Annotated in this window: 11 protein-coding genes; 4 read left to right on the plus strand and 7 right to left on the minus strand. The window is 68.8% G+C overall.

The features are described 5' to 3' along the window. The first annotated feature begins 4 nt into the window (after positions 1-4). The 4 genes from CFB46_RS09990 (at position 5) to CFB46_RS10005 (ending at position 5,119) form a co-directional block, all read left to right on the plus strand. Positions 5-637 (plus strand): cytochrome b/b6 domain-containing protein, encoded by a 633-nt coding sequence (locus CFB46_RS09990; RefSeq protein ID WP_089500383.1) that lies wholly within the window; start codon positions 5-7, stop codon positions 635-637. 29 nt (positions 638-666) lie between these two features. Continuing rightward, positions 667-1,455: a molybdopterin-dependent oxidoreductase gene (locus CFB46_RS09995; protein WP_027784019.1), complete on the plus strand. Its 789-nt coding sequence runs from the start codon at positions 667-669 to the stop codon at positions 1,453-1,455. 773 nt (positions 1,456-2,228) lie between these two features. Next, positions 2,229-3,626 (plus strand): RICIN domain-containing protein, encoded by a 1,398-nt coding sequence (locus CFB46_RS10000; protein WP_227789558.1) that lies wholly within the window; start codon positions 2,229-2,231, stop codon positions 3,624-3,626. Positions 3,627-3,937: 311 nt separating this feature from the next. Continuing rightward, the gene (locus CFB46_RS10005) at positions 3,938-5,119 is read left to right on the plus strand and encodes an EamA family transporter (RefSeq protein ID WP_089500385.1); all 1,182 of its coding nucleotides are present in this window, start codon (positions 3,938-3,940) and stop codon (positions 5,117-5,119) included. Between the two features lie 21 nt (positions 5,120-5,140). On the opposite strand, the gene CFB46_RS10010 is transcribed toward CFB46_RS10005, so the two are convergent. The 7 genes from CFB46_RS10010 to CFB46_RS10040 form a co-directional block, all read right to left on the minus strand. Further along, a complete protein-coding gene (locus CFB46_RS10010; RefSeq protein ID WP_089499884.1) occupies positions 5,141-6,340 on the minus strand; it encodes an MFS transporter in 1,200 nt (399 codons plus the stop codon). A 178-nt stretch (positions 6,341-6,518) separates the two neighbouring features. After that, positions 6,519-7,343 carry a phosphodiesterase gene (locus CFB46_RS10015; protein ID WP_089499885.1) on the minus strand — a complete coding sequence of 275 codons (825 nt, stop codon included), beginning with the start codon at positions 7,341-7,343 and terminating at the stop codon, positions 6,519-6,521. 84 nt (positions 7,344-7,427) lie between these two features. After that, positions 7,428-8,459, minus strand: coding sequence for an ABC transporter ATP-binding protein (locus CFB46_RS10020; protein WP_089499886.1), 1,032 nt, complete (start codon positions 8,457-8,459; stop codon positions 7,428-7,430). 13 nt (positions 8,460-8,472) lie between these two features. Then, the gene (locus CFB46_RS10025) at positions 8,473-9,369 is read right to left on the minus strand and encodes an ABC transporter permease (RefSeq protein WP_089499887.1); all 897 of its coding nucleotides are present in this window, start codon (positions 9,367-9,369) and stop codon (positions 8,473-8,475) included. A gap of 10 nt (positions 9,370-9,379) precedes the next feature. Then, complete coding sequence (locus tag CFB46_RS10030; RefSeq protein WP_089499888.1) at positions 9,380-10,204, minus strand: ABC transporter permease; 825 nt, start codon at positions 10,202-10,204, stop codon at positions 9,380-9,382. 17 nt (positions 10,205-10,221) lie between these two features. Continuing rightward, positions 10,222-11,250, minus strand: a complete 1,029-nt coding sequence (locus CFB46_RS10035) for an ABC transporter substrate-binding protein (RefSeq protein ID WP_089499889.1) — start codon at positions 11,248-11,250, stop codon at positions 10,222-10,224. Between the two features lie 71 nt (positions 11,251-11,321). Beyond that, the gene (locus CFB46_RS10040; protein ID WP_089499890.1) at positions 11,322-12,347 is read right to left on the minus strand and encodes a LacI family DNA-binding transcriptional regulator; all 1,026 of its coding nucleotides are present in this window, start codon (positions 12,345-12,347) and stop codon (positions 11,322-11,324) included. Positions 12,348-12,506 lie beyond the last annotated feature (159 nt).

The following is a 12,506-nucleotide window of genomic DNA, read 5'->3' on the forward strand; positions in this document are numbered from 1 at the left end:
CATCATGCAAACGGTTCCTGTCACGGATCGAGCGAGCGTGCCGCCGCCCGCGCCGACGATCCATCCGCGGTGGGTGCGCGCGAGCCACTGGCTCAACGCGCTCGCGGCGGTCCTCATGGCGCTGTCCGGCTGGCGCATCTACGATGCGTCGCCGATCTATCCGCCGTTCACGTTCGCGCACGGCATCACGCTCGGCGGCTGGCTCGGCGGCGCGCTGCAATGGCATTTCGCGGCGATGTGGCTGCTGGTCGGCAACGGGTTGTTCTATCTCGCGATGTCGGTCGCGACGGGGCGCTTCGCGCGCAAGATGCTGCCGGTTACGCCGGCGTCCGTATGGCGCGACGTGCGCGCCGCACTCGGCGGCCGGCTGTCGCACGCCGACCTGAGCGTCTACAACGCGGTGCAGCGTGCCGCGTACCTGACCGCGATCGTCGATCTCGTCGTATTGGTGCTGTCGGGCCTCACGATCTGGAAGTCCGTGCAGTTTCCGCTGCTGCGCGAGCTGTTCGGCGGGTACGACAACGCGCGCATCGTGCACTTCTGGGCGATGTCGCTGCTGGTCGCATTCGTGGCCGTCCACGTCGCGATGGCGTTGCTGGTGCCGCGCTCGCTGCTCGCAATGCTGCGCGGCCACTGACCCGCGCGTCGCGGGCGAAGGAAATCATCATGTCGGAATCCGAAAAAAACCGCAGCGAGCCGCGCTGGGCGCTCGACCGGAAATCGCTCGAACTCGACGTGCGCCGGGAACTCGAGATGCCGTCGCGGCGGCTCTTCAATCGGCGCATCCTGACGCTGGGCGGCCTGACGATGCTGACCGGCTGCACGCTGCAGGACGACGCGTCGGTCAACACGTTCCTCGAGAAAGTGTCGCGCATGAACGATCGCGTGCAGGCCTGGCTGTTTAGCGGTGAACGGCTCGCGCCGACCTACACCGAAGCCGACATCACGCGGCCGTTTCCGTTCAATGCGTATTACGGGATCGACGACGTGCCGCACGTCGACGAATCGACGTATCGGCTCGTGCTGTCGGGCCGCGTGACGGGCAAGCGCGTGTGGACGCTCGACGAGCTTCGGGCGCTGCCGCACGCGGAACAGATTACGCGGCATATCTGCGTGGAAGGGTGGAGTGCGATCGGCCGCTGGGGCGGCACGCCGTTCGGCGCGTTTCTCGCACGCGCGGGGGCCGATACCGGTGCGAAATACGTCGGCTTCAAATGTGCGGACGATTACTACGAAAGCATCGACATGCCGACCGCGCTGCATCCGCAGACGCTGCTCGCGTTCGACTACGACGGCCGCCGGCTGCCGCCGGAATACGGTTTCCCGATGAAGCTGCGGATGCCGACCAAGCTCGGCTACAAGAACCCGAAGCACATCATGGAAATCTTCGTGACCGATACGTTCCCGGGCGGCTACTGGGTCGATCAGGGCTACAACTGGTTCGGCGGCTCGTGACGCCCGGCGGCTCGCCGTGATATGCGCGACGGGCACGACATGATGCGGCGCGGGTGCGTTGCCGCAGGCATTGGTGCAGTCGCAGGCGTTGCAGGCTTCATGGATTTCGTACTCGTCTCATTGTTGGTGGATCGTGTCGAACCGTAACATCTGTCCAACGGTAGTCGCGCGTTGGCGCGAGGTGCCGGTGCCGCGCTGCTTGTCGCGGCATGCATCGACGGATCCGCTTCGGGGATGCAGCGAGAACCATCCTGTTCCTATGTTCTACGAATTGAAGGCCGGGCGCTGGCCCGGCTGGATGCTTCGTTCGCGGATCTCCTTCTCAATTTAATTCGTGATGAAGCATCGATATGAATCTTGTCGTGTTACGGCGTGGTGCGTCGTGGGGCGCGCTCTGCGTGCTTGCAGGGCTGACGTTGTCGGCTTGCGGAGGGGGTGATTCCGAAAGCCCCGTTGTCGCTTTGCAGGAGCAGGAAGTCAAGCCGCCGGCGGAGGTCGTGGCCGACGGTGCGGCGATATCCGATGAACCGGGCGCGCCGCTCGATCCGTCGTATCCGCAGCCGCCCGTTGCGCCCGAGATCGGCGTGCCGTTGCCTCCTCCGCCCGGTGCGATCGAACCGCCGCCGTCGCCCGCTCCGCCCGGGACGATCGAACCGCCGCCGTCGCCCGCTCCGCCCGACGGGACCGGGCCGGCGCCGTCGCCTGAACCGCCCGCGCCGGCACCTGAGCCGCCCATCGCACTCGACACGGGCTTTGCGATCAGGAATCTGGCCATGGGCGACAATCGTTGCCTGGCGATGTCGACCAGCAACGGTACATACGTCGGTTTCCAGTCCTGCAAGGGCACGGACGAGCAGCGCTGGCGCATGGTGCGCGCCACGAGCAGCTATTTCCAGGTGAAAAACGTGCTGGCCGACGCGCAAGGCCGGGACGTCTGCCTGCGCGCGGCTCCGTGGAGCCAGGGGCCCGTCAACCTGTCGCCGTGCGGCGGTAACGATTATCCGACGACGCGGCTATGGCGGGCCAACGTCGACCAGAGTGGCGCTTTCACGATGCAGAACAAGCACTGGGTGGATATCAGCGGCGGCGCAACGCTGCAAGCGATGAACGGCACCGTCGCGATGTTGCCGGCCGTCGAGCAGCCCGTCGCGCGCTGGACCTATGACGGCGAACTGCCGTCGCCGATACGCATCGTGACGGGGGAGCACCGGGTACTGCTGCTGTCCGCGCATTTCACCGGCCAGCAAGCGAATCCCGCCGAACCGGCGCGCAAGGCGGTCTTCGGTGACGGCGACGATTTCGCATCGCTCGCGCACTACGTCAAACTGGCGTCGCACGGCAAGCTGACGTTGAGAGGCAAGATGCTGGCCAACGTCGATCTCGGTGAGTTCCCGGCCGGTTGCCAGTCGGGCGCCATCCTCGCTCAGGCGAGGGCCGCCGCGCTGGCGCGAGGTGTCGATTCCGCCGAGTACGATTATTTGTTCGTCGATTATCCGCGCTCGAGCGAGTGCAAATTCGCGGGGCTCGCGGCCCGGCCCGGGCAATGGATTCTGTCGAACGGCTCCGGGCACGCATACTGGATGTGGACACACGAATTCGGCCACGGGCTCGGCGCCGGGCATCCTGATTCGCTGCAGAACTGTCCGACGGAGGGCGGTGCGGTGATGCTCGGCGACGGCTGCGCGAAGGGGGGCACCGACGACCCGACCGACACGGTGGGCGGCGGCGGGCGGCGGATCTATCCCGTCGATTATCAGCTGTTCGCCGGATGGCTCGGCGAAGGCGATGTGCCGCTGCTCTCCAAGCCGGGTACGTATCGCCTCGCGCCGCTGTGGAGCGCGCTGCCGGGTAAGCAGGGCTATCGTCTGCCGCGCTCGGACGGTTCCGTCCTGCTGCTCGAATTCCGCCGGCCGGCGGGCGCGAAGGGCACGTTCGAGGACTGGCCCGACACGTCGCCGTTCGTCAACGGCGTGACAGTGCGGATCGTCCGCTATCCGGGCGGCGCCATTCAGAACACGCTCGTCGACGCGACACCGGGCAGCAAGGACGGCATGAAGGACGCGCCGCTGATGCCGGGCAAGTCGCTCGTCGATACGTTGTCCGAGAGACGCATCACCGTGCTGTCGGCCGACGAAAGCGGCGCGGTGGTCCGCATCGATCCGGCCCCCTGAAGCGACCCGGACCCCTCGTTGAAGGTGACACATCGAGTGTCGCGCCGAAACATCAGTCGATATGCTTTCAGACATGTCCGGCGATGCTTTCGAATCCTTGATGCCATAATGCCGAGCGTGTGCAGCCGAAGCGGTTGCGCACGTTTTTTTTGCCCCTTTGCCGCCGCTCGCCGGTTCTCTTTCGTCGCCGTTCGCACTGCCATGTCGTTCCGCACGTTCGCTCTGCCTTCCCGGTCCCGTCAGGGCCGTTTGCCGGCATCGCCGGCGTTTTTCAGCGGAGCACGCGGCGTGACGTGCGGGCGGGTCGCGCGATGACGCCGCTCGACCGACTCCTCGATTTCCTCGCCCGCCTTTCGTTCCGGATCCGCCTGCCGCAAAGCCGCGGCGGGCGCGTGGCGCTCGCGCTCGTCTTCATCTATTTCGTCTGGGGCTCGACCTACAGCGGGCTGCATTTCGCGCTGCAGTCGTTCCCGCCGCTGCTGCTGTCGGGGCTGCGCAACCTGCTCGGCGGGGTCGGCCTGTTCATCTTCGCGCTGCGGCGCAAGCCCGAATGGCCGACGCTGCTGGAAATTCGCAACTCGGCGATCGTCGGCACGATGCTCGTCGCGTTGTCGTCCGGCACGATCGCGCTCGGCATGCGCACGGTCAGCAGCGGTTCGGCCGCGGTGATGGTGGCCACGGTGCCGTTGTTCGCGACCGTGATCGCGGCGGTCGCCGGGCGGCCGGTGACGAAGGGCGAATGGGCGGCCGTCGCGCTCGGGATGGTCGGCATCGTCGTGCTGAATTCGGGCGGCGCGGCCGCGGCGAACTCGGCGCTCGGCACCATCTGCGTGCTGGCCGGCGCACTGTTCTGGGCGGGCGGCGCGCATCTCGCGACGCGGCTCAAGCTGCCGTCCGACCTGTTTCTGTCGACGTCGCTGCAGATCGGCCTCGGCGGGCTGATGTCGACGATCGTCGCGTGGCTGCTCGGCGAACGCGTCGAACAGCTGGCCGTCGGGCCCGTGTTCGCGTTCGTGTACCTGATGGTGTTCTGCACGATGGCCGCGTACGTTGCGTACGGCTACCTGATCCGCCACACGAGCCCGATCACCGCGAGCAGTTGCATGTACGTGAATCCGATCGTCGCGGTCGCGCTCGGCGCGTTGCTGCTGGGCGAACCGGTGACGATGGCGACCGTGGTCGCGACGGTCGCGATCCTCGGCAGCGTCGGGTTGTCGTTCGTGTTCGATCCGGCGCGCCGGCCCGCGGCGGCAGCCACGGCCAGCAGTGCTTCGGCCGTCGCGGCTGGGCAGGCCATTGCGGCGGACGCTTCCGTCGTCGCCGAGCAGATCGCCACGCCGGATGCGGCGCCGATCCTCGCGCCTTCCGCTGTCCCGCTCGCGGTGCCGACGCCCGCGGCGGTGATGGATCCCGGCGCGGTGATCGACCCGGCTCCGGCGTTCGCGCCGCCGCCCGCCGCCGCCGAGCCGGCCGCCTCGCGCACCGACGCGTGACGCCGCGGTGGCCGGTCGCGCTCAGCCGCGCCGGCCGCCGCGATGGTGGAACCAGCCGGCGAGCGCGGTAAACAGCAGGCCGGCCGCGCACATGCCGGTCCAGCCGAACGCGCGCCATGCGGCGACGCCGGCCGACGAGCCGAGCGCGCCGCCGATGAAATAGCACACCATGTACACCGTGTTGACGCGGCTGCGCGCGTCGGGCTTCAGCGCATAGATGCGCGACTGGTTCGAGATCTGCGCGGCCTGTACGCCCACGTCGAGCACGATCACGCCGATCACGAGCCCGACGAGGCTCGAACCCGACAGCGCGAAGATCACGAACGACAGCGCGAGCAGCGCGATCGCGAGCGAGATGATCGAGCGCGGGCCGCGTTGGTCCGCGAAGCGGCCCGCATACGGCGCGGCGAGCGCGCCCGCGGCCCCGACGATCCCGAACAGGCCGGCTGCCTGCGGGCCGAGATGGAACGGCGCGCCCGCGAGCAGCAGCGTGAGCACCGGCCAGAACGCGCTGAACGCCGCGAACAGCGCGGCGCCCGTCAGCGACGCCTCGCGCAGCCCGCGCAGTTCGACGGCCAGGTGCCACATCGAGCCGAGCAGCTTGCCGTACGACAGCGTCGACGTCGGCGAGCTGCGTGGCAGCCGCAGCACGATCACGACGGCGAGCGCGACGAGCGCCGCGACCGATGCGGCGAACACCGCGCGCCAGCCGAAATACTCGGCGACGAAGCCGGCGGCGGTACGCGCGAGCAGGATGCCGAGCAGCAGGCCGCTCATGACGGTGCCGACCGCGTGGCCGCGTTCGGCCGGCGGCGCGATTTCGGCGGCGAACGGCACGGCCTGCTGCGCGATGGTCGCGAGGATGCCGATCGCGAGGCTCGCGGCCGCGAGCACGGCCAGCGACGGCGCGGCGGCCGCCACGATCAGCGCGATCGACAGCCCCGCGATCTGCAGCAGGATCAGCCCGCGGCGATCGAAGCGGTCGCCGAGCGGCGCGAGCAGGAACATGCCGGCCGCATAGCCGAGCTGCGTCGCGGTCGGTACCGCGCCGATCCACGATGCGCCGTCCGGAAAGGCCGAGCGGAAGCTGTCGAGCAGCGGCTGGTTGTAGTAGATGTTCGCGACCGATACGCCCGCGATCGTCGCGAGCAGCAACAGCAGGCTGCGCGAGTAGTGGGGCGAGGCGGCATCGGTCGGACGGTCGGTGGAGGTCGTGGACATGACGGCGGGCACGGAGTGGGGTGGCGCGGCAGGCGGCGCACGCGTCGGGTGCGCCGGCGGGCCGGGCGCCGGTCGAGGCTGCCGATCATACCGGAGCGACGTGAATCCTGCCGGCGGCAACCCGGCAACCCGGCACGATGGGCCGGCCGCGGCCCGTCACGGCACGCGCTTCACGCCGTCAGTCGACCAGCTCGCCGGTCGGCTCATAGAACGGATACGGCCCCGCCCCTTCGTCCACATAGACGTGATGCGACGTCATCCCCGTATCGGGCGCATGACGATGGACCGCGAACGCCGGCGGTTCGAGCCGGAATGCGGACGGCGCATCGTCCCGCAGGTCGAATGCGACCTGGTGCGCGGGCGACGGCACCGCGCACGCGAGCGTGCCGCCGAAGCGCGTGAACATCGTGCGGTGCACGTGGCCGCACAGCACGCGCTCGACGTTCGGATGACCGCGCAGCAGCGCATCGAGTTTCGCGGCGGCGGCGGGCGCGAGACGCAGCCTGTCCATGTGGCCGATGCCCGACGCGAACGGCGGGTGATGCAGTGCGACGATCACCGGGCGGTCGCGCGCGGCGTCGAGCTGCGCGGCGAGCCAGGCGAGCCGCGCGTCGCACAGGTCGCCGTGGCTCGCACCCGGCACTTGCGAATCGAGCGCGAGCACGCGCACCGCGCCGACGTCGAGCGCGTACTGCACGAATTCGCCGTCCTGCAGCTCGGCGCGATCGGCGAACGCGCGGCGCAATCCGGCGCGGTCGTCGTGGTTGCCGATCATCAGGTAGTACGGAATCTCGAGCGCCGCGAGCAGCCCGCGCAGGTTGCCGTACTCTTCGTCGTGGCCGAAGTCGGTCAGATCGCCCGTGACGAGCACGGCGTCGGGGCGCGGCACGAGCGCGTTCAGCTTCGCGACGCAGCGGGCGAGCGCGGCCGCCGTGTCGACGCGCCGGTACGCGAGCTGGCCCGGGCGCTTGATGTGGAGATCGCTGATTTGAGCAAGCAGCATCGTCGTTCCTCGGAATCGTCTGGTTGTTGTCCCGGCGGCGTGCGCCGCCGTGGGGTGCTGCGTGAATGATGCCCGATCGACGCCTTACGCGCCGAGCGCGATCAGGCCTTCCGGCGCGATCGTGAGGCCGACCGCCGTACCGCGTGCGAGCGCGATGCGGCCCGGCACGTCGATCACCAGCGCGTCGGGTGCCGCATGCTCGATCGTGAGCCGCGTGCGCTCGCCGAGGAATGCGCACGCGCCGACCGCGCCGCGCAGCGGCGCATGCGCGGGATCGGCGAGCTGCGCGTCCTCGGGGCGGAAGAACCATTCGTCGGCCGCATGCGGCGTGACGATCGCGCCGCCCGTCGTCGCAAGCGCGCCGTCGCGCCACTGGCCGGCCAGCCGGTTCAGCGTGCCGATGAATTGCGCGACCGTCCGGTTCGCGGGGTGGTAGTAGATCTCGCGCGGCGTGCCGATCTGCTCGATGCGGCCCGCGCCCATCACGACGATCCGGTCGCCGAGCTCCATCGCTTCCGCCTGGTCGTGCGTCACGTAGACGGTCGTCACGCCGAGCGTGCGCAGCAGCGTGTTCATGTCGCGGCGCAGCACGTCGCGCAGCTTCGCGTCGAGCGCGGTCAGCGGTTCGTCGAGCAGCAGCACGCGCGGCCGCACCGCGAGCGCGCGCGCCAGTGCGACGCGCTGACGCTGGCCGCCCGACAGTTGATCGACCGGTTTGTCCGCATGCGCATCGAGCCGCATCATCGCGAGCAGTTCGTCGACGCGTTCGCGCAACGCGCGCGGTTCGGTCTTGCGGATCTTCAGCCCGTAGCCGACGTTGCCGCGCACCGTCAGGTTCGGAAACAGCGCGTAGTTCTGGAACACCATGCCGACTTGCCGGCGCTCGATCGGAAGCAGGGTGACGTCGTCGTTGCCGAATGCGATCCTGCCGCCGGCGTCCGGCGTGTCGAGGCCCGCGATCAGGCGCAGCGTGGTCGTCTTGCCGCAGCCCGACGGTCCGAGCAGCACGAGCGTTTCCCCGGCGCCGATCGACAGGTCGAGCGGTTCGAGCACGCGTGTGCCGCGGAACGTCTTCGCGCAGCCGGTCAGGGTGATGGGAGTGGAATCGAGTTTCATGTCTGCAAGAGATTCAGCGCGGGCGCTTCTTCAGCGCGCGCGTACCGGACGGATCGACGCCGAGCCACTGCATCGCGACGAGCAGCGGCAGCGTCATCAGCAGGAACAGGATCGTGTATGCGCTGCCGACTTCGAGGCGCAGCGACGCATACGTATCGGCGAGCCCGACCGGCAGCGTCTTGGTGTCGGGCGTGTGCAACATCCACGTGAGATTGAATTCGCCGATCGACAGCGTGAGCACCGCGAGCGCGCCGGCGACGATTCCGGGCCGCAGGTTCGGCAGCACGATCGTGACGAAACGCGTGACGAACGACGCGCCGAGGCTCGCCGCGCCTTCCTCGAGCGTGCGCAGGTCGGCGCCGGCCGCGACGGCCGCCACCGCGCGCACCATGAACGGCAGCGTGAACACGACGTGACCGACGACGATGAACCACAGGCTCATCCGGAACGCGGTGAAGCCGCCGTACACGACCAGCAGCGCGAGCGCCGAAGCCAGCCCCGGCAGCGCGACCGGCAGCACGAGCGCTTCCTCGATCGCACGTGCGATGCGGCTCTTGCTGCGCGCGAGCGCATAGCCGGCCGGCACGCCGACGGCGAGCACGATCGCGAGCGTCGCGAACGCGACGTAGAGCGACAGCGCGACCGAGCCGCGATACTGCTGCCACACTTGTTCGAGCCAGCGCAGCGTGAGGCCGCTCGACAGGCCGCGGAAATAGTTGACGGTCAGCCCCGCCAGCACCGACATCACGACGGGCACGATCAGGAACGCGCACAGCAGCAGCGTGACGCCCCATTGCAGCGCGGCGATCGCACGCGCACCGGCTGCGCGCGGCGCATGCCGCGCGGCGTGCGTCGTTTGCAAGGGAGCCGGGGTCGGCGACGGCGCGGAAGAGCCGGAAAGCGATTGCATGCTGGAATCCTCAGGCCGCGGCAGCGGCGGTGTGGCCGGTGAAGCGGCGCGCGAGCGCGAGCACGGCCCAGGTGACGATGCCGAGCGCGATCGACAGGCCGGCCGCCGTCGCGATGTTCGCGTTCAGCGTGAATTTGGTATAGATCGTCATCGGCAGCACGTTCAGATCGGTGGCGAGCGTGAACGCGGTGCCGAACGCGCCCATCGCGGTCGCGAAGCAGATCGCGCCGGCCGCGATCAGGCCCGGGGCGAGCGCGGGCAGCACGATGTCGACGAAGATGCGCCAGGGCGACGCGCCGAGCGAACGCGCGGCTTCCTCGAGCGACGCGTCGAGCTTCGACGCGGCCGCGATCACGGTGACGATCACGCGCGGAATCGAGAAGTACAGGTAGCCGATGAACAGGCCCGCCACCGAATAGGCGAAGACCCACTTGTCGCCGGTGAGCTTCGTCGACAGCATGCCGATCAGCCCCTGGCGCCCCGCGAGCATGATCACCATGAAGCCGACGACGACGCCCGGGAACGCGAGCGGAAACGTGAGCAGCGCGAGCAGCACGCGCTTGCCGGCGAATTCGCGGCGCGCGAGCAGCAGGCCCGAAATGGTCGACAGCGCGAGCGTCGCGAGCGTGACGCCCGCGGACAGCGCAACCGTCTCGCCGAGGCTCTTCATGTAACGCGCGTTGCCGAGCAGCGCCGCGTAGTGCGGGAAGAAGGCGCCGTCGGCGGACACCTGCACGAGCGCCGCCATCGGCAGCAGCCAGAACGCGGCGAATACCGCCAGCGCCGGCGCGACGAGCGCGACGCGCCAGCGCAGCGGAAAAGTCAGGTCGAGCATCGATTGCGTCCCGCGGCTTACTGCATGACCTGCAGGTATTGCTGGCCGAACGCCTGCTGGCCGGTTGCCATCTTGCCGAAGTCGACCGACTTCGCCCGCGCGTATTCGCTCGCCGGCAGGAATTTCGCGGCGACGTCGGCGCCGAGCGCCTGCGCCCGCACCGGGCGCAGGTAGGCATTGGCCCACAGCTTCTGGCCTTCGTCCGACAGCACGAAGTCGAGCACCTTCTTGCCGTTCGCGTCGTGCGGGGCGCCCTTCACGAGGCTCATCACGTACGGCACCACGATCGTGCCTTCCTTCGGAATCACGAACTCGACGTTCGCGTTGTCCTTGTATTTCGCGCGATACGCATCGAAGTCGTAGTCGAGCAGGATCGGAATTTCGCCGGACAGCACGCGTGCATACGCGGTCTGCTTCGGTACGATCGGTGCGTTCGCCTTCAGCTTGCGGAACCAGTCGAGCGCCGGCTTGAAATTGTCGAGGCTGCCGCCGAGCGCCTGGTTGACGGCGACCGCGCCCGCGTAGCCGACGAACGCGCTCGACGGATCGAGATAGCCGACCATGCCCTTGTATTCAGGCTTCAGCAGATCGGCCCACGAACGCGGCACCGGCTTGCCGTCGAGCGCGTCCTTGTTCACGAAGAAGCCGAGCGTGCCCGAGTGAATCGCGAACCAGTAGCCTTGCGGGTCCTTCAGGTTCGCGGGGATGTCGTTCCAGTGCGCGGGCTTGTACGGCGCGATCACGCCCTTGTCCTTCGCCTGGAACGCCGACGACACGCCGAGGTAGACGACGTCGGCGACCGGGCTCTTCTGCTCGGCGATCAACTGTGCGATCGACTGGCCCGAGTTCTTGTTGTCGAACGGCACGCGGATGCCGGTCTTCTGCTTGATCGCCGCGATCTGCGCGGCCCAGTCGGCCCATTCGGGCGGGCAGTTGTAGCAGATCGCCGTTTCGTCGGCGTGGGCCACGGGGGTGGCGGCGACGAGCGCGGCGCAGGCGAGCGGCGCGGCAAGCGCGCGCAGCAGCGAGGTCAGGCGAAAGGACACGGTGAGTCTCCGGGCGAGTGGGTGTAGCGCTGGGGTGGTGTGGTATCGGTGTGCGTGGCGGCGGCCTGCGATCACGCGTTGCGCACGTGCAGCTCGACGGCCGGCGCCGCAACCGTCGCGCCGTCGCGCACCGCATGCGGCAGGATCATCGACGTGCGGTCGATCGTCGCGCCACCGATGGATTCGACGAGACGCTGCCATGCGTGGCGGCCGATATCGCGGTTCGGTGTCGCGACGCTCGCGAGCGGCGGCGCGAGCAGCTCGCCGATCGCGATCCCGTCGAAGCCGAGCACCGACAGGTCGTCGGGAATCGAGAAACCCGCGCGGCGCAGGCCGCGCATCACGACCATCGCGAGCAGGTCGTTGCTGCAGAAGAGGGCGGTCGGACGCGTGGCGTGCGCGGTGAGGTGCGCGAGCACCGCATCGGGCAGCTCGGGCGCGTTGAAGTCGACTTCGACGGGCGGCAGCGGCGCCACGCCGATTTCCTCGAGTGCCTGTGCATAACCGAGATGACGCTGGCGCGCGCGATCCGACGCCGCGAGCGAACCGGCCAGCATCAGCACGCGGCGATGACCGTGCGCGGTCAGCAGCTGCACGCCGTCATAGGCGGCGCGGCGGTTGTCGACCGACACCGATGGACGGCGCTGCGTGTCGTTGTGCATCAGCACGTAATGAGGGCCGTCGCGGTCGAGCATGTCGAGCAGCGGATGCGTATCCGCATCGGCGACGGTGAGGATCAGCCCTTCGACGCGCTGCTCGCGCAGCGTTTCGATCGCATGACGCTCGCGCGCCGCGTCGTATTCGGTCGTCATCAGGATCAGCTTGAAACCGGCCGCGGTCGCGAGCGCGTCGATGCCTTGCAGGCAGTCGGCGAACACCGGGTTCGACAGCGTCGGCACGACGACGCCGACGAGCCGCGTGCGCTCGCCGCGCAGTTGCCGGCCGAGCGGGCTCGGACGGAACTGCAGCGTATCGATTGCGGTGCGGATCGTCTGCAGCGTGGCGGGGCTGACGGTATGCGGCGCGTTGATCGCACGCGAAACGGTGGCGATCGAGAAGCCCGCGAGGGCGGCGACGTCCTTGATGGTCGAGGTCATGAAGTCATGCGATGTAAACGTTTTCGGCCGGGGAATTATCGAAAACGTTTGTGACTTCGCGATGACGCACGCGACGCTTGTTTCGCGAAAAGCACGACACAAACGTCAGACGGTTGAGGCTGTCGGACGGCGCGCGGTCGATTGTATCGGGGGAGGGGG

Origin of the sequence: Burkholderia sp. HI2761 (assembly GCF_002223355.1) — a bacterium.
Taxonomy (GTDB): domain Bacteria; phylum Pseudomonadota; class Gammaproteobacteria; order Burkholderiales; family Burkholderiaceae; genus Burkholderia.